Consider the following 16,954-nt stretch of genomic DNA (forward strand, 5'->3'; position numbering starts at 1 on the left):
TGCCGTGCCCATCTGTGCGCGGCAACCAGCTTCGCGCGAAAGGATCGGCATGACGCAGGACCATTACGACGTCATCGTTATCGGCTCGGGACCGGGCGGGGCGTCGCTCGCCCAGCGCCTTGCGCCGACCGGCAAGCGGATTTTGATTCTGGAGCGCGGCGGCTATCTGCCACGCAGCCAGAAGAACTGGGATTCGCAGACCGTCTTCGTCGATGGCGCGTATCAGACCAAGGACGTCTGGCATAACCGCAAGGGCGATACCTTCCAGCCCGGGTTGCATTATTATGTCGGGGGCAATTCGAAGGTTTACGGGGCGGCGCTGTTTCGCCTGCGCGAGCGGGATTTCGAGACCATCGTGCACAAGGATGGCATTTCCCCGGAATGGCCGCTGAAATACGATGTGTTCGAGCCGTATTACGCCGAGGCCGAGCGGCTGTTCCATGTCCACGGCAAGCGCGGCGAGGACCCGAACGAGCCATGGTCGAGCGGCGATTTCCCTTATCCGGCGGTTACCCACGAGACGCGGATCGAGGAGCTTTCGGCGAGTTTCACCCGGGATGGTCTGCATCCGTTCCATCTGCCGCTCGGTATTCTGCTCGATGAGAAAGACGGCAAACCGACGCCGACCAGCACCTGCATCCGCTGTGATGCGTTCGACGGGTTTCCCTGCCTGCTGAACGGCAAGGCGGATGCGCAGGTCATGTGCATCGACCCGACGCTGGCGATGCATCCGAACGTGACGCTGCTGACCGATGCCTATGTCGATACGCTGGAGACCGATCCGAAGGGGCGCAGCATCACCGGCGTCAATCTGGTCCATCAGGGGGTACGCCAACGACTATCCGCCGATATCGTGGTGAGTGCGTGCGGCGCGCTGAGTTCGGCGCTGCTGTTCCTGCGTTCGGCGAACGATGCCCATCCGACCGGTCTTGCCAACGGGTCGGATCAGGTCGGGCGCAACTATATGCGGCACAACCAGTCGGTGCTGATGGCGCTGCTGCGCGAACCCAACGACACCGTGTTCCAGAAGACCCTGGCGGTGAGCGACTATTATTTCGGCGCCGATGACTGGGATTATCCGCTCGGGCTGATCCAGATGTGCGCAACCTCGCATCCTGATCAGATCAGGGGGGAATCGCTGCCGTCCTGGCTGAGCTTCCTGCCGGAAATGCCGTTCGAGACCATGGCGCGGCATTCGATGGATTTCTGGCTGTCGAGCGAGGATCTGCCCCGTGGCGAGAACCGCATCACGATCGACCGGGGCGGCAAGGTGTTCCTCGATCTGGTGCCGAACAACATGGAGGCGCATCACCGGCTGAAAAAGAAGCTGGAGGCGGCGATGGCCAAGGCGGGTCCCAACCTCGCAATGCTCGATCGTTCGCTCTATTTCGGCAAGAATATTCCGGTGGGCGGCACGGCGCATCAGGCGGGCACGCTGCGGTTCGGCACCGACCCCGCGCAATCGGTGCTCGACCTCGACTGCAAGACCCATCAGATCGATAATCTCTACGTCGCCGATGCCGGGTTTTTTCCCTCGATCGGTTCGGTCAACCCGACGCTGACCATCATCGCCAACGCGTTGCGGATGGCTGACCGGATCAAGGAGCGGCTGGGCTGATGCTTTCGATGAAATGCCCATCCGGGTCGCGGGTGAGCGATGGCGCCCCGTTCACGACGATGCGGGTTGCCGCAACATCGGCCTCGGTCCAACTGCCGGTTGCGGCGGCCGGGCTGAAATAATCCAGCAATTCGAGGTGCGGGGCGGCCTGACCCGGAATGCCGATGGCGGTGACCAGCACCTGCGGTGCCGCCAGCCCATCGAGCGCGGCCTGGGCCGGGCCGTGATTATGGGTCTGCGCGAGCCGCTCGAAGCCCAGTGTGCGGTAGAAGGCCTCGCTTGCAAGCGTGTTGGCAATCACGATAGCGGTGTGGTCGATCCCGAGGAACAGGCCGCTGCGGTGTTGCCAGTGGGCTGGCGTGGCATCGGGCGGAAATTGCAGGAATTCAAGCGGATGACCTTCGGGATCGCGGAATTTCCAGGCCGTCACGCCGCCTGAGGAAGCGGGCAGAAGCTGGGGGCCGACGGTTGAAATCGCGGTTGCGCCGTGGCGCGAGGCACGCTCGAACGCCGCGCCGATATCGCTGACCACGATGGCGAAGTGCTGAAACCACGGGTCGTTGCTGGCGCGCGGTTGCGGATAATCCGCGCCGTTTGCCACTTCGAGCCAGATGCGCTGCTCACCGAGGCGGAGCCCGTCCTGATCGGCGGAACAGCCGAGCGCCGTGCAATAGAAGTCGGTGCAGGCGACCCTGTCGCGCGTCATCAGCCGCATGCCGTGCAAGACCGGTTTCATGGCTGCTGCACCCCGCGCGTGTTGAGAAAAATCGCATGGAGCGTGTGCGACGCGCCGATGAACAGGCGGTTCTTGTGCAACCCACCGAAGGTGAGGTTCGAGACCCGATGGGGCAGGCGGATCTTGCCGAGCAGCGTGCCGTCCGGCGCGATGCAATGCACCCCATCCGCCGCGCTGCTCCACAGATTGCCGTCCTCATCGAGGCGGAACCCGTCGGCGTAGCCCGGGGTGACCTGATGAAAGAACCGGCCTTCGCCGAGGGATCGCCCATCCGGAGCGACATCGAAAGCGCGGATGAACTGTCGGGGCGCCTTCTGGGTCTGATCGCCGGTTTCGGCGATGTAGAGGATGCGCTCGTCAGGCGAAAAGGCGAGGCCGTTCGGCCCGTCGAAATCATCGGCGACGACGCGGATATCGCCGCGTTCGGGATCGAACCGATAGACCGCCGGGGGTTGTTCCGAGGTCTGGCGGCCGCCCTCGTAATCGGTGAGCAGGCCATAGAGCGGATCGGTGAACCAGATGCTGCCGTCCGATTTCACGACGACGTCGTTGGGCGCGTTGAGCCGCTTGCCCGCGTGATGCGCGACCAGTCGGGTCACGCACCCGTCATGCTCGGTCCGGTACAGGCACCGCCCATGATGCGAGCAGGCAACCAATCGCCCCTGCAAATCCCGCGTCTGACCGTTGGCGTAATCCGAGGGGGCGCGATAGACTGAAACGCCGTGATCCTCGCTCCAGCGCATCGTGCGGTTGCGCGGCAGGTCCTGGAACAGCAGGCAATCGGCGTCCCCCATCCAGACCGGCCCTTCGATCCAGCGAAAGCCGGAGGCGAGCACTTCAAGCTCGGCATTATCGAGGATATAGCGGGAAAAGCGCGGATCGATGATTTCGATGGCGCTCATGCGAAGCGGCAGGGTTGCCCGACGGTTGGGGGTGAATCGAACTGCACCACCATCAGCACCGCCGGCTGATCGCCGATGGTGCCGGATTTATGCCCGGTTCGTCCGTTGGTTCTGGTCGTGTTCTGATCCTCGCCGAACGAGATTTCGCCCGCGCCCATCTCGACCCTGGTACCGTCCATCGATTCGACGAACCAGCGTCCGGACAGGGGAATGATCCATTGCGGCCGCGGGTTCTCATGCCATTCCCCGACCCAGCCGACAGGCTGGACGGTGACCATCACGGTCATGCCGTCATGGGTCCGGCTGCCCTGCCATTGCGGCGCGGCACCCGCGCCCATCGCCTTCATCTCGAAATGGGTCAGGGCGCATTTCGTCTGGTGGCTGACGCCGTCGGCGTCGGTCCAGAGGTGCCAGTAGGGAATGGTGGGGGCGTCATCCGACATGGTCGGCTCCTCTCAGGAGCGGCTGACAGCCGCATAGGGGTGGGTCGAACCGAACGGATGGGCAAGGATCGCGCCGGTGCCGTGCATCGTCGTGCCGAAGGTGATCAGCAGGAACCCGCCGGCGAGCGAGAAATTCTTGAGAAAATCCCAGAACAGATCGCGCCCCTTGCTCTCGCCGCGATGCCAGAAATCGCCTGGAGCCCAGAACTGCTTGAACAGCACGGCGGTTGCCATGCAATAGAGGGCCAAAATCAACGCGGCCAGACGATCCGCCACGCCGGTGATCACCCCGAGCGACATCACGATCTCGATGAACAGGCCGATCAGGATCGACAGCGTGGCGAGCACATTGCGCCCGAACAACTGCTGCGCCTGACCGACCGCCCCCTTGAAGTTCAGCATCTTGTCGAGTGCGCTGAAGGGAAAAAACAGCACGACCAACAGAAACCGCACCGCCAGGGTTATCAACATGATCGTTCATCCTTCACCACTCTTCCGAAGGATATGGCCAGCCGCGCAGTCGGGGACAAGCGAGGCTGCGATCACGCCGCCTTGCGCACGCCACGATGTTCGAGCAGCTCGATGAACGCCTTGTTGAAGGCGGGCAGATCATCCGGCTTGCGCGACGAGACCAGATTTTGATCGACCACGACCTCCTGATCGACCCAGCGGGCTCCCGCGTTCAACAGATCGGTCTTGAGCGAGGGCCATGAGGTCATATGACGGTCCTTGACCACATCGGCTTCCACCATCGTCCACGATCCGTGGCAGATCACCCCGATCGGTTTGCCGGCATCGGCGAAGTGTTTCACGAACGCGACCGCGCGCGGCATGGTCCGCAACTCATCGGGGTTGGCGACGCCGCCAGGTAGCATCAGCGCATCGAACTCATCGGGTCTGGTATCGCTCAGGGCACGATCAACCTTCACCTTGTTGCCAAGATCATGATGGTTCATGCCCTGAATCTCACCCCCATGCGGTGATACGACCGACACGGTCGCCCCCGCCTGTCTCAACGCTTTCAGGGGTTGTTCAAGCTCCGCCAGTTCGAACCGGTCGGACGCCAGAATAGCCACTTTGATCGAATCGAGAGACATGTGATTCTCCTTTCCAGTTAGTTCGATCGAAAGGTCATGCGTTGGTGCGACGTGTGCAACCCGTATCGCCCCGCATGTCTCATTCTTCACCCGCCCGATGGAAACCGGCATGGACCCGACCCCCGCTGCGGTCCGCGAGATCGCCCTGCTCAATCCGGTCAACCGGACCATTCTCGAACGCCTGCCCGAACTCGCGCTCGATCAGGCCTATCTCGTCGCCGGGTCGGTGTTTCAGGCGGTCTGGAATCATCGCACCGGTGCCGATCCGGCGCATGCTGTCGCCGATTACGATATCGCCTATTTCGACCCCGACCTGTCATACGAGGCGGAAGACCGCCTCATCCGCCGCGCCGCTAAACTGTTCGCCGACCTCCCGGCCCGGATCGAACTGCGTAATCAGGCGCGGGTGCATCTGTGGTACCCTTCCCGGTTCGGCAGCCCCTATCCGATGTTGACCACCGCTGCGGACGGGATCGACCGGTATCTCGTCGCCTGCACCTGTATCGGCATTGCGGCAGCCGATCACGCCGTCCATGCCCCGTATGGTCTTGCCGACCTCTGGCGGGGCATCCTGCGCCCCAATCCTCATGCGCCGAGCCTCGATCGGTACATGGTCAAGGCGCAGTCCTACCAGGCGCGCTGGCCCTGGCTGCATATCGAGTCGCGCTGACCGATCCGGGCGAGGACCAACAAATCGTGATGCGGATCGGGGGGTGGCCGCCACCATGTTCATGAGGAGTCATTTCCCCATCGTCACAACCATCAAGGAGCGTTCATGAGCGATCTGATCGTTATTGCCTTTCCCTCCGAAGCCCAGGCCGAGGAAACCCGCCTCAAGGTCATGTCATTGCAGAAGGAATACCTGATCGAACTCGGTGACGCCGTGGTTGCGGTCAAACAGCCGGACGGCCATGTCAAACTGCATCAGATTTTCCATCCCTCGGCGGTGGGGGCGGCCTCGGGCGGATTCTGGGGCCTGCTGATCGGGCTGCTGTTCCTGATGCCGCTGGTCGGCATGGCGATCGGGGCGGGTGCCGGCGCGCTCGGCGGCGCGTTGGCCGATTTCGGGATCAACGACCGGTTCATGAAGGATCTGTCCGAGGCGTTGCCGCCGGGCGGGGCCGCGTTGTTCCTGCTGATCCGCAAGATGACGGCGGACAAGGTGTTCGCCGATCTTCAGGGCGCGGGCGGCACCGTGCTGCGCACCTCGCTCGATCACACCAAGGAGACCGCGCTGCGCGACGCACTGGCCGGCCACCGCGCGACGATCGACGTCGGCGCCTGATCGAACGACGTGCGACGGGCTGTTCAGCCGAGAAGATGCGAGACGAAGTGGAACAGCCCGACATGGGCCAGATCGTGCCAGGTGACGAACACGATCAGGCTGGCCAAAATCGCGGCTCCGATCTGGAGGCCGATTTCCTGGGCCTTGCGCGGCAAAGCGCGGCCATACAGCCCTTCGGCGGCGTAGAACAGCAAATGACCGCCATCGAGGATCGGAATCGGGATCAGGTTGATCAGGCCGAGATTGAGCGAGAGCAGCGCGATGAAGGACACGAAATCGGCGAGGCCGAGCGAAGCCGCCTTGCCTGAAATCTGGGCGATCCGGATCGGGCCGCCGAGATTTTTTACGCCTTTCTGGTAAGCGACGAGTTTCCACAACCCGTCGAGCGTCGCGGCGGTCGCGGCATAGGTCTCGATCGCCCCGGCGCGCATCGCGGCCGGCGGGGACAGGCGGCGGAACGCGACATCGGCACCCACGATACCAAGCTCGCCGATCCGCTGGCCATGATCCATCCGCGAGGCGGTGGTCAGGTTCGCACCCTTGGCCACGCCGTCCCGGGTATAGGTGATCGCGATCCGGTCATCCGGGCGCGGCGCGATCAGCCGCTCGATCTGCTCGAAACTCGAAACCTTCTGCCCGTCGACGCTGGTGATCCGGTCGCCCTTGACGATGCCGATCGCCGCCGCCGGCGTGTGCGGCATCACCTGACTGACCACCGGCAGAACGGTGGGCGCGCCGGAGGTTGCGAATATCGCGCTGAACAGCACGAAGGCCAGCACCATGTTCGCCGCCGGCCCGGCGGCGACGATGGCGGCGCGCGAACCGAGGGATTTGGTGCGGAAACTGTCCGGTGCGACTTCGCCCTTGGTCTCGCCGCCCAGTTCGGCCCAGCCTTTCATGCGGACATAGCCGCCGAGCGGAATGGCCGAGAGCTTCCAGACCGTGCCGTGCTTGTCGGTGCGCGAGAGCAGCGCCGGGCCGAACCCGACCGAAAACGTCTCGATCGCGACCCCGCGCCAGCGCGCGACCAGATAATGCCCGAGTTCGTGAACGGTCACGAGCACCCCGAGCACGACGATGAAGGCGACGACAGCGCGGAAAAATTCGATCATTCCTCCGCTATATAGGATGTTCAGGCCGCGCGGGAGGCGAATTTCGTCGTGAGTTCCGATTCCGTGATGGCGCGCGCCTCGGCATCGAGCGCGAGCACCGCCGCAAGGTCGGCCAGAGGCGGCGCGCCGAGGCGCTGCATCACCCGTTCGACCAAGGTGGCGATGTCGAGAAATCCGATGCGTTTGGCCAGATACGCCGCCACCGCGATTTCATTGGCGGCGTTCAGCACGGTCGAGGCACCCTCGCCGCCTTCGAGGGCTTCGCGTGCGAGGCGAAGGGCGGGAAACCGGATCGGGTCCGGCGCGAAAAAACTCAACTGCCCGGCGGCGGCCAGATCGAGCCGGGGCGAGGTGGTGGCGACCCGCGCGGGCCAGGCGAGGGTGTGGGCGATCGGGATGCGCATGTCCGGCGCGCCCATCTGCGCGAGCACGCTGCCATCGCGGTAGCAGACCATGCCGTGGATGATCGATTGCGGATGGACCAGCACCTCGATTTCATCCGGCGCGAGCGCGAAGATCCGCGCCGCCTCGATCACTTCGAGCCCCTTGTTGAACAGCGTGGCGGAATCGATGGAGATTTTGGCCCCCATCGACCAGACCGGGTGTTTGAGCGCCCGCTCGGGGGGCGCATCGCGCATTTCGGCGAGGCTCGCGTCCCGGAACGGTCCGCCCGATGCGGTGAGAATGATCTTTTCGAGCGATGCGCGATTGCCGTCGGCGAGGGACTGGAAAATCGCGTTATGCTCGGAATCGACCGGCAGCAGCATCGCCCCGGCATCGGCGATGGCGCGCAGGAACACCGCCCCGGCGGAAACCAGCGCTTCCTTGTTCGCCAGCGCGATCGCCCTGCCATTGCGCGCGGCGGCGAGGGTGGGTTCCAGCCCCGCGGTGCCGGTAATCGCCGCCATGGTCCAGTCGGTCGGCACCGCCGATACGGCAATCACCGCCTCCCGCCCGGCTTCGGCACGGATGCCGCTGCCAGCGAGAGTATCGCGCAGGGCTGGGTAGCCCGCTTCATCGGCGATCACCGCGACATCGGGGCGCAGCGCGCGGGCCTGTTCGGCCAGCAGGGTCGCATTACGCCCAGCGATCAGCGCGTTGACCCGGTAAAGGTCCGGCTCGGCCATCAGCAGGTCGATCGTCTGGGTGCCGACGCTGCCGGTCGAGCCGAGGATGGTCACGGTTTTCACCGCCATAGCGGTAAGCCTCCCTGGGCCAGTGCTGCGAGCAGGGCGGCAACCGGAGCCGCCGCGAGAACCCCGTCCAGCCGGTCGAACAGACCGCCGTGGCCGGGAATGGTGTTGCCGGAATCCTTGACGCCGAGCCGCCGCTTCAACGCGCTTTCCGCCAGATCGCCGATCTGCGAGACCACCGACAGAACGGCGGCGGGGAGAATGCCGAGCGGCCCGCCGGCAAAAATCATCCCGGCGAGGCAGCCGATGACGAGCCCGCCGATCGCGCCGCTGAGGGTTTTGCCCGGCGAGATCGCGGGGGCGAGTTTGCGGCCGCCGACGATGCGCCCCACGATATAGGCACCGATATCGGTCAGCCACACCACGAGCAGCAGGAACAGCACATCGTCCAGCCCGGTATCCGGCTGCATCCGCAGCCAGAGCAGCGACAGTGCCGGCACGATGGCGTAGGGCAGGCCCGCGAGCAGGAACCCCGTGCGCGGCGGCGGCACATGATGGCTCAACGCCCGCCACTCGCGCAGCATGCCCACCACGAACACCAGAATCAGCAGCGCCCAGACCCAGCCGCCCATGATCAGCCCGAACAGCGCCACCGGGATCAGCACCGCCGCCGAGGCGGTGCGGATGCCGAGATCCTGGAACTTCGCCTTGCGGGATACGGGGGCGGTCAGCTGGGCACTCATCGCGCCGCGACAGGGGCGGGCCGCGCGCCGAACCGGCGATCGCGCCGGGCGTATTCCGCGATCGCGGCGGCGAGATTGGCCGGGCCGAAATCGGGCCAGAGCGTATCGTCGAAAATCAGCTCGGCATAGGCGGCCTGCCAGAGCAGAAAATTCGACAGGCGCTGCTCCCCGCTGGTGCGGATCACGAGGTCGGGGTCCGGCATGCCGGAGGTCGCGAGATGGGCAGTAAAACCTTCCTCATCGAGGGCGGCGGGATCGAGCGCGCCGGCACGCGCTTCGAGCGCGATGCGCCGCGCCGCCGCGACGATCTCGGCGCGCGCCCCGTAGGACAGGGCGATCACGAGATTCAACCTCTCATTGCCCGCGGTCCGCGCCTCGGCATCGGCCAGTTCCTGGTCGAGCGCCGGGCCGAACCGGTCGCGCTCGCCGATCACATGGAGCCGCACCCCGGCCTCGGCCAGTTCCTTGAGTTCCGAGCGCAGATAATGCCGCAGCAGAAACGTCAGGTCGGTTACCTCATCCACGGGACGCCGCCAGTTTTCCGAGGAAAACGCGAACAGGGTGAGCCACCGCACGCCGTGATCGATCGAGGCCTCAATGGTCCGCCGCACCGCGCGCACCCCCTCGCGATGGCCGGCGGCGCGGGGCAGGCTGCGGCGCGCGGCCCAGCGGCCATTGCCATCCATGATGATGGCGATGTGGCGCGGGATCAGCGGCGGCGGCTGGCTCGACATGTCGGGGATCAGACCTGACGGATATCCTTGTCCTTTTCAACCAACAATTCGTCGATTTTCCTGATCATCGCATCGGTGAGTTTCTGCACCGCGTCCGACCAGTCGCGCATCTGGTCCTCGCCGATCTCGTGCTTCTTTTCGAGCGCCTTGATGGTTTCCATCCCGTCGCGCCGCACGCCGCGCACCGCGATGCGGGCTCCCTCGGCATATTTGCCGGCGGCCTTGGCAAGTTCGTTGCGGCGTTCCTCGGTGAGAATGGGCAGCGGCACGCGGATCATCTGGCCGTCCGGCTGCGGGTTGAGGCCGAGGCCGCAATCGCGGATCGCGGCGACGGTCGCGTTCACCATGGAGCGATCCCAGACCTGCACCGTCAGCATCCGCGATTCCGGCACAGCGATGGTCGCGACCTGATTGAGCGGCATCATGGTGCCGTAGGCTTCCACCTTCACCGGTTCGAGCAAGGCAGGGTTGGCCCGCCCGGTGCGCAGGCCGGAGAATTCGCGCTTGAGCGTGTCCATCGCGCCGTCCATCCGGCGGGACAGGTCCTGGGTGATACTGTCGAGATCGACGGGCATGGGCGGCTTCCTAGTGCTGTTCGAAGATGCGGGTGAACTTGCCCTCGCCGCGCATCACGGCGGCGAAGGCGCCCGGGGCGCGGATGTTGAACACGATGATCGGCAGGTCGTTCTCGCGGGCGATGCTGATGGCCGCCGCATCCATCACCGAAAGATCGCGGGACAGGACTTCCAGATACGTCAGTTCGTGATAGCGCTCGGCATCCGCGACCTTGCGCGGATCGGCGGAATAGACGCCATCCACCTGGGTGCCTTTCAGCAGCACGTCGCACTTCATTTCGGTGGCGCGCAATGCCGCGGCAGTGTCGGTGGTGAAGAACGGATTACCGGTGCCGGCGGCGAAAATCACCACGCGGCCCTTTTCCATATGGCGCTCGGCCCGGCGGCGGATATAGGGTTCGCACACCGCCGACATCGGGATCGCCGATTGCACCCGGGTCGGCACGCCGCATTTTTCGAGGGCGGATTGCATGGCGAGCGCATTCATCACGGTGGCCAGCATGCCGATATAATCGGCCTGGGCGCGATCCATCCCGCCGGCGGCCCCGGAAATCCCGCGAAAAATATTGCCCCCGCCGATCACGAGGCAGACCTCCGCCCGCGTCGCCACCACATCGGCCACGTCCTGCGCGATAGCGGCGACGGTTTCGGTGTCGAGCCCGTAGTCGCGCTTGCCCATCAGGGCCTCGCCGGAGATTTTCAGCAGCGCGCGACGATAGTGCGGTTTGGCTTCATTGGTGATCATGGGGGCGTTTCATCCGATTCCGGCCGCCGGCGCAAGCCGGCCAGCGGCATCGGTCGCAAGCCGGCCAGTCGCGTCCGGCGCAAGCCGGTTGGCCGTGTTATGCGCGGGGCCATCGGCGTGACGGGCAAACAGCTCGAACAGGCGCGCGGTGACCGGACCCGGTGCGCCATCGGCGACCGGTGCGCCGTCGAGCCTGACGATCGGTTTGACGAACGAAGTGGCGCTGGTGAGGAATATCTCGCGCGCCGCGCGGAACTCCGCCTCGGTGAGGCCGCGCTCCTCGAAGCCGATGCCCGCCTCGTGCAACAATGTGGTAAGGGCGGCGCGGGTGCACCCCGGCAGGATATGGTCGTCGAGATGCCGGGTCCGCAGCACGCCCGCCGCATCCACCGCCCACACCGTGGTCGAGGAGCCTTCGGTCACCATGCCGTCGCGATCGATCAGGATCGCCTCGTAGCATCCGGCCTCGCGCGCCTTCTGCTTGGCGAGGCAGTTTGCCAGCAGGTTGACGGTCTTCACGTCGCAGCGGCCCCAGCGGATGTCGGGCACCGTGATCGCGCTGCCCGCCCAGGACGCCAGATCGCGCGGAAATGCCGCCCCGTGACGCGCGGTGATCACCAGCGCGGGCCTGACATGGCGCGGAAACGCATGATCGCGCCGGGCCACGCCGCGCGTGATCTGCATATAGACGATCCCCTCATGCACCCGGTTGCGCCGGACCACCTCGCGCAGCACCACCAGCAATGCGGCATCGTCCATCGGCGCGGGGATCGCGATTTCGCGCAGGGAGCGCGCCAGCCGCGCGAGGTGCAGGTCGGTATCGACGAAGCGCCCCTCATGAATATGGATCACTTCATAGATCCCGTCGCCGAACTGATAGCCCCGGTCCTCGATATTCACCGACGCCTCGGACTGCGCGCAGTACCGTCCATTGACATAGGCGATCCGGCTCATGGCTTGGTCGCCTCCGGCGGAACGGCCACCGGGTTCATCGGGCCGCTGTCGCGAATGCCGAGCACGGCGATGCCGAAAGCCGCGGCGAGGATACCGATCACGATCACCATGAGGCGGATGCGGTAGGACACGAGGTTGCTCGCCTGCAAGGTCGCGTGGTTCAGCACCACGGCGGCCCGCGCCATGCCGGCTGGGTCGGGGGACAAGGTAGCCAGGGTCTTCTGCCCGTTGATCCCGAGCAGCGGCTTGGTCGCCACCAGTGCCGCCCGCATCGTGCCCGCATCGCCCGAGGCGGCGGCCTGCGCGAGCTGTGCCTCGACGATCACGCCGCGCATTCCGGGGATCGGCGACGCATAGGTCGCAAACACCCCGATCAGCGTGATCATCAGAAATCCCGTCAGCATCATGCCGATCCGCTGGCCCGAAATTCGCTCGCGCGCCGCCATTCCATCGCTCCATCGGTAAACGCCATTCCATGCGACCCCGTGCCCGCGCCGTCAATCCGGGGCACCCGGTCCCAGCCCGCCCGGTTGACAGATCGGCCCCGTCTTTCCATAAGCCGCGCAACCCGAACGCACAGACCCGAGACAGATATCATGAAAATTCGTAACTCCCTCCGTTCCGCCAAGGCCCGCGACAAGAATTGCCGCGTTGTCCGCCGTCATGGTCGCGTCTACGTGATCAACAAAAAGAACCCCCGGATGAAAGCCCGCCAGGGCTGAAGACAGCGCGGCGTTCCCTGCGGACGCCGCATCGCGACCGGCTGGACTTATGCGCCGGCCGAAGTTCGGGAATGCTTTGCGTTACACGTTGTGGATGATACAACCCTCGTTTGAAGGGTGGTCCCAATGATTTCGCTACCAAAACCCAAGGCTGATGTGCTCGCGCGGCGCGATGCCGTGCATCAGGGGCTTCGCGCCATCATGCGCGATCGTGGCGTGATCACCGACCCGACCAAGCTGAAACCCTACGAAACCGACGGTCTGTCCGCCTATCGCCAGATGCCGCTCGCCGTGGTGCTGCCCGAAACCACCGAGGATGTCGCGGCGATCCTCCGCTTCTGCCACGAAAACGGCGTCCGCGTGGTGCCGCGCGGGGCAGGGACCTCGCTCGCCGGCGGGGCGCTGCCGCTGGAGGATGCCGTGGTGATCGGCATGATGCGGATGAACCGGATCGTCGAGGTCAATTATCGCGACCGCTACGCCGTGGTGCAGGCGGGGGTCACCAACCTCGGCATCACCAAGGCGGTCGAGGCGGATGGATTTTTCTACGCACCCGACCCGTCGAGCCAACTCGCCTGCATGATCGGCGGCAATATCGGCATGAATTCCGGCGGGGCGCACTGCCTGAAGTATGGCGTGACCGCGAACAATGTGCTCGGCATCAAGCTGGTCACCATCGAGGGGGAGATCCTCGAACTCGGCGGCACCCATCTCGACACCGCCGGGTATGACTGGCTCGGCATCGTGATCGGCAGCGAAGGTCAACTCGGCATCGCCACCGAAATCACCGTGCGCATCCTGCGCGCGCCGGAAGGCACCCGTGCCATGCTCGCGGCGTTCGACGGCAACGAGGTCGCGGGGGCCTGTGTCGATGCGATCATCTCCTCGGGCATCATCCCGGTGGCGCTCGAATTCATGGATCGCCCGGCAATCCACGCCTGCGAGGCCTTCGCCCATGCCGGATATCCGCTCGATGCCGAGGCGATGCTGATCATCGAGGTCGAGGGCTCGGTCGCCGAGCAGGACTGGCTGCTGGGCCGGATCAAGGAAATCTGCGCCCGCTTCAACCCGATCAGCCTGAAAGTATCGCAATCGGCCGAGGAATCGGCGGCGATCTGGAAGGGCCGCAAGGGCGCGTTCGGCGCGGTGGGACGGATTTCGCCCGATTATCTGTGCATGGACGGCACCATCCCGACCAGCACGCTGCCGCTGGTGCTGCGCCGGATCGGCGAGATGAGCGCGCAATACGGGCTGCAGGTGGCGAACATCTTTCACGCCGGGGATGGCAATCTCCACCCGCTGATCATGTTCGACGCGAACGATCCCGCCAGCATGCACAAGGCCGAGGCGTTCGGTGCGGACATATTGTGCCTCTGCGTCGAAGTCGGCGGCTGCCTGACCGGCGAGCATGGCGTGGGTGTCGAAAAACGCGATCTGATGCGGGTGCAGTTCACCGAAATTGAGCTCGAACAGCAGCGCCGGGTCAAATCGGCGTTCGACCCCGAATGGCTGCTGAACACCGCGAAGGTCTTTCCCCTGCAGCCCGGCACAGCGTCCGCAGGGCCGGATGCCTTGCCCCAGGCCGCATGATCGCCCCCGGGGACGAGGCGGGTTTCGCCAGCGCGATCGATGCTGCAGCGGCCGCGCGCACGCCGCTCACGATCGAGGGACTCGGCTCGAAAGGCGGCTTCCTGCGTCCGACCCAGACCGCCGACACGCTCAGCACGCGCAACTTCGCCGGGATTCCGCTCTACGCGCCGCAGGAACTCATCATCACCGCCCGCGCCGGCACCACGCTCGCGGCGGTCGAGGCGAAACTCGACGAGGGCGGCCAGCACCTCATTGCCGAGCCGCCTCAGTACGCGTTTCTCGACGCACCGGACCAGACGATCGGCGGCATCGTCGCAGCCAATCTGTCCGGACCGCGCCGCATCGCCTGGGGCGCGATGCGCGATCACCTGATGGGCATCCGCGCGGCCACCGGGCGTGGCGAGATCATCCGCTCCGGCGGGCGGGTGCTCAAGAACGTCACCGGTCTCGATCTGTGCAAGCTGTTCGCCGGCTCCTACGGGACGCTCGGCGTGATCACCGAACTCACTCTCAAAATCCTGCCGAAGCCCGAGGCCACCGGTACGGTGATGATACGCGGCCTGCGCCCGGACGATGCGGTACGCGCCCTGTCGGTGGCGCTTGGATCGCCGTTCTCGGTCTCCGGCGCCGCCTACCTGCCGCAGGAAGCCGCCATGGCGGTCGGGTTCGAAAACACCGTCACCATCGCCCGGATCGAGGATTTCGCCGCCTCGGTCGCCTACCGCACCGAGGCGCTGGCAGGATTGCTGAAAAAGTTCGGCCCCGCCGACATCCTCGACACGCCGGCCAGCCTGACCCTCTGGCGCGCGGTGCGTGACGCCGAACCTTTGCCGATCCAGCCGGGCGATGCGGTCTGGAAAATATCGGTCCGTCCCTCCTATGGGGCCTCGATCCTCCATGCCGGCCACGCCGCCGGGTTGTTCGGCTATCTCGACTGGGGCGGCGGCCTCGTGTTCCTCACCGGCCCTGCCACCGATGAAGCCCATGCCGCCGTGATCGCCGCCGCGCGCCGTGCGAAGGGCGAATGGTGGCTGTTACGCGCCCCGGAGCGCCTGCGCCTGAGCGAGGATGCCATGCCGCGCATCCCGCCCGGCCTCGCCGCGATCCGTCAGCGGGTCGTCGCCGCCTTCGATCCCGCCGGCATCCTCAACCCCGGGCGCATGTTCGCGGCCTGAAACCGGAATCCGATGCAGACCAATTTCTCCGCCGCCCAACTGGCCGACCCCGAGATTGCGGTCGCCGATAAAATCCTGCGCTCCTGCGTCCATTGCGGCTTCTGCACCGCGACCTGCCCCACCTTCGTCACGGTAGGCGACGAGGATGACAGCCCGCGTGGCCGGATCTACCTGATCAAGGACATGCTCGAAACCGGCGCCCCGGCCAGCACGCCGGTCGCGTTCCATCTCGACCGCTGCCTGTCCTGCCTCGCCTGCATGACCACGTGCCCCTCGGGCGTCGATTACATGCACCTGATCGACCATGCGCGCGTCGTCGTCGAAACCACCTACCGGCGCCCGCTGCACGACCGGCTGCTGCGAGCCGTCCTTGCCGCGATCCTGCCCTATCCCGACCGTCTACGCCTCGCGCTTCGGGGTGCCGCGATCGGCGGTATCGCAGCCGGTTTGATCGGCGGAAGCAGCGTGATGAGCCAGCGGCTCCGGGCGATGTTCAAACTCGCGCCGGGTCGCCTGCCCCCGGCGGGCGCGACCGAGCGGCCCGGCGTGTTCCCGGCGATCGGGGAACGCCGCGCCCGGGTCGCCCTGCTCGCGGGATGCGCCCAGCAGGTGCTCGACCCCGGAATCCACGACGCCACCATCCGCCTGCTGACCCGCATGGGGATCGAGGTGGTGGTGGCCAAAGGGGCCGGGTGTTGTGGCGCGCTCACCCATCATCTCGGCAAGCATGCGGCGGCACTCGATTTCGCCCGCGCCAATGTCGCTGCCTGGACGCGCGAACTCGACACCACCGGCCTCGATGCAATTGTCACCGACACATCGGGCTGCGGCACCGTGCTGAAGGATTACGGCTTCCTGCTGCGCGAGACGCCCCTCGCCGCCGAGGCGGCGCGGATCGCCGCCCTCGCGGTCGACATCACCGAACTGCTCGCAAGGTTCGATTACCAGCCGAGCCGGACGATGGAGCGCCCGATCGTGATCGCCTATCACGCCGCCTGCTCGCTGCAACACGGCCAGCGGGTCACGGATGCGCCGAAATCCCTGCTGCGGCGGGCCGGTTTCACCGTGGTCGAGCCGCGTGATCCGCATCTGTGCTGCGGTTCAGCGGGAACCTACAATCTGTTGCAGCCCGAAATCGCCGGTCAGCTGCGCCAGCGCAAACTCGATACCATCATGCCGCTGAAACCCCACGCGATCGCGGGCGGCAATATCGGCTGCCTCACCCAGCTCGGCGGGGCCGGTCTGCCGACGATCCATACCGTCGCGTTACTCGACTGGATGGCGGGCGGTCCCCGTCCCGCCGCCCTGCCGAGCGACGCGGCGATCGAGGCGACCCGCCCGGTTGCCGCGGCCTTCATGGATGAGGAATCGACCTGGACCTGATGCGGCG

General features: G+C 65.7%; 20 protein-coding genes. 7 read left to right on the forward strand and 13 right to left on the reverse strand.

Features of this window, described 5'->3' with window-relative positions; genetic code table 11:
* Window positions 1-49 precede the first annotated feature (49 nt).
* Window positions 50-1,618 carry a GMC family oxidoreductase gene (locus SIL87_RS03460; RefSeq protein ID WP_319612822.1) on the forward strand — a complete coding sequence of 523 codons (1,569 nt, stop codon included), beginning with the start codon at window positions 50-52 and terminating at the stop codon, window positions 1,616-1,618.
* On the opposite strand, the gene SIL87_RS03465 is transcribed toward SIL87_RS03460, so the two are convergent.
* The 5 genes from SIL87_RS03465 to SIL87_RS03485 all read right to left on the reverse strand — a co-directional run bounded on the left by SIL87_RS03465 (window position 1,599) and on the right by SIL87_RS03485 (window position 4,796).
* On the reverse strand, window positions 1,599-2,354 hold the full coding sequence (locus SIL87_RS03465; RefSeq protein WP_319612823.1) for a VOC family protein: 756 nt from the start codon (window positions 2,352-2,354) through the stop codon (window positions 1,599-1,601). The two genes, SIL87_RS03460 and SIL87_RS03465, sit on opposite strands and share 20 nt — an antisense overlap.
* Window positions 2,351-3,256 (reverse strand): SMP-30/gluconolactonase/LRE family protein, encoded by a 906-nt coding sequence (locus SIL87_RS03470; RefSeq protein WP_319612824.1) that lies wholly within the window; start codon window positions 3,254-3,256, stop codon window positions 2,351-2,353. Before SIL87_RS03470 ends, SIL87_RS03465 begins: the two co-directional genes overlap by 4 nt.
* Window positions 3,253-3,699, reverse strand: coding sequence for a cupin domain-containing protein (locus SIL87_RS03475; protein ID WP_319612825.1), 447 nt, complete (start codon window positions 3,697-3,699; stop codon window positions 3,253-3,255). The genes SIL87_RS03470 and SIL87_RS03475 overlap by 4 nt, the downstream gene beginning before the upstream one ends.
* 12 nt (window positions 3,700-3,711) lie before the next feature.
* Complete coding sequence (locus tag SIL87_RS03480; protein WP_319612826.1) at window positions 3,712-4,170, reverse strand: DoxX family membrane protein; 459 nt, start codon at window positions 4,168-4,170, stop codon at window positions 3,712-3,714.
* 71 nt (window positions 4,171-4,241) lie between these two features.
* Window positions 4,242-4,796, reverse strand: a complete 555-nt coding sequence (locus SIL87_RS03485) for a type 1 glutamine amidotransferase domain-containing protein (RefSeq protein WP_319612827.1) — start codon at window positions 4,794-4,796, stop codon at window positions 4,242-4,244.
* 109 nt (window positions 4,797-4,905) lie between these two features.
* On the opposite strand from SIL87_RS03485, the gene SIL87_RS03490 reads away from it, so the two are divergent.
* Window positions 4,906-5,466: a nucleotidyltransferase family protein gene (locus tag SIL87_RS03490; RefSeq protein WP_319612828.1), complete on the forward strand. Its 561-nt coding sequence runs from the start codon at window positions 4,906-4,908 to the stop codon at window positions 5,464-5,466.
* A gap of 105 nt (window positions 5,467-5,571) precedes the next feature.
* Window positions 5,572-6,081, forward strand: a complete 510-nt coding sequence (locus SIL87_RS03495) for a DUF1269 domain-containing protein (RefSeq protein WP_319612829.1) — start codon at window positions 5,572-5,574, stop codon at window positions 6,079-6,081.
* 23 nt (window positions 6,082-6,104) lie between these two features.
* Here SIL87_RS03495 and rseP read toward each other — a convergent pair whose 3' ends face one another.
* From rseP to SIL87_RS03535, 8 genes are read right to left on the reverse strand one after another with little or no spacing between them, the layout of a single operon-like run.
* Complete coding sequence (gene rseP / locus SIL87_RS03500; RefSeq protein ID WP_319612830.1) at window positions 6,105-7,193, reverse strand: RIP metalloprotease RseP; 1,089 nt, start codon at window positions 7,191-7,193, stop codon at window positions 6,105-6,107.
* A 20-nt stretch (window positions 7,194-7,213) separates the two neighbouring features.
* Window positions 7,214-8,389, reverse strand: a complete 1,176-nt coding sequence (gene dxr, locus SIL87_RS03505; protein WP_319612831.1) for a 1-deoxy-D-xylulose-5-phosphate reductoisomerase — start codon at window positions 8,387-8,389, stop codon at window positions 7,214-7,216.
* Window positions 8,380-9,069, reverse strand: coding sequence for a phosphatidate cytidylyltransferase (locus SIL87_RS03510; protein WP_319612832.1), 690 nt, complete (start codon window positions 9,067-9,069; stop codon window positions 8,380-8,382). The genes dxr and SIL87_RS03510 overlap by 10 nt, the downstream gene beginning before the upstream one ends.
* Window positions 9,066-9,803 carry a polyprenyl diphosphate synthase gene (uppS, locus tag SIL87_RS03515; protein ID WP_319612833.1) on the reverse strand — a complete coding sequence of 246 codons (738 nt, stop codon included), beginning with the start codon at window positions 9,801-9,803 and terminating at the stop codon, window positions 9,066-9,068. Before uppS ends, SIL87_RS03510 begins: the two co-directional genes overlap by 4 nt.
* 8 nt (window positions 9,804-9,811) lie before the next feature.
* On the reverse strand, window positions 9,812-10,378 hold the full coding sequence (gene frr / locus SIL87_RS03520) for a ribosome recycling factor (RefSeq protein WP_319612834.1): 567 nt from the start codon (window positions 10,376-10,378) through the stop codon (window positions 9,812-9,814).
* Between the two features lie 10 nt (window positions 10,379-10,388).
* Window positions 10,389-11,123 carry a UMP kinase gene (gene pyrH, locus SIL87_RS03525; protein ID WP_319612835.1) on the reverse strand — a complete coding sequence of 245 codons (735 nt, stop codon included), beginning with the start codon at window positions 11,121-11,123 and terminating at the stop codon, window positions 10,389-10,391.
* Window positions 11,124-11,132: 9 nt separating this feature from the next.
* Complete coding sequence (locus tag SIL87_RS03530; RefSeq protein WP_319612836.1) at window positions 11,133-12,077, reverse strand: D-amino-acid transaminase; 945 nt, start codon at window positions 12,075-12,077, stop codon at window positions 11,133-11,135.
* Window positions 12,074-12,523, reverse strand: coding sequence for a hypothetical protein (locus SIL87_RS03535; protein WP_319612837.1), 450 nt, complete (start codon window positions 12,521-12,523; stop codon window positions 12,074-12,076). Before SIL87_RS03535 ends, SIL87_RS03530 begins: the two co-directional genes overlap by 4 nt.
* A 150-nt stretch (window positions 12,524-12,673) precedes the next feature.
* Here SIL87_RS03535 and ykgO point away from each other — a divergent pair, with 150 nt between their 5' ends.
* From ykgO to glcF, 4 genes are all read left to right on the forward strand, one after another.
* Window positions 12,674-12,799, forward strand: coding sequence for a type B 50S ribosomal protein L36 (gene ykgO / locus SIL87_RS03540; protein ID WP_076454557.1), 126 nt, complete (start codon window positions 12,674-12,676; stop codon window positions 12,797-12,799).
* A 126-nt stretch (window positions 12,800-12,925) separates the two neighbouring features.
* Window positions 12,926-14,389, forward strand: a complete 1,464-nt coding sequence (locus SIL87_RS03545; RefSeq protein ID WP_319612838.1) for an FAD-linked oxidase C-terminal domain-containing protein — start codon at window positions 12,926-12,928, stop codon at window positions 14,387-14,389.
* Window positions 14,386-15,564, forward strand: coding sequence for an FAD-binding protein (locus SIL87_RS03550; RefSeq protein ID WP_319612839.1), 1,179 nt, complete (start codon window positions 14,386-14,388; stop codon window positions 15,562-15,564). The genes SIL87_RS03545 and SIL87_RS03550 overlap by 4 nt, the downstream gene beginning before the upstream one ends.
* A 12-nt stretch (window positions 15,565-15,576) precedes the next feature.
* On the forward strand, window positions 15,577-16,947 hold the full coding sequence (glcF, locus tag SIL87_RS03555) for a glycolate oxidase subunit GlcF (protein WP_319612840.1): 1,371 nt from the start codon (window positions 15,577-15,579) through the stop codon (window positions 16,945-16,947).
* Window positions 16,948-16,954 lie beyond the last annotated feature (7 nt).

The sequence above is a fragment of the Acidiphilium acidophilum genome, from assembly GCF_033842475.1.
GTDB lineage: Bacteria > Pseudomonadota > Alphaproteobacteria > Acetobacterales > Acetobacteraceae > Acidiphilium > Acidiphilium acidophilum.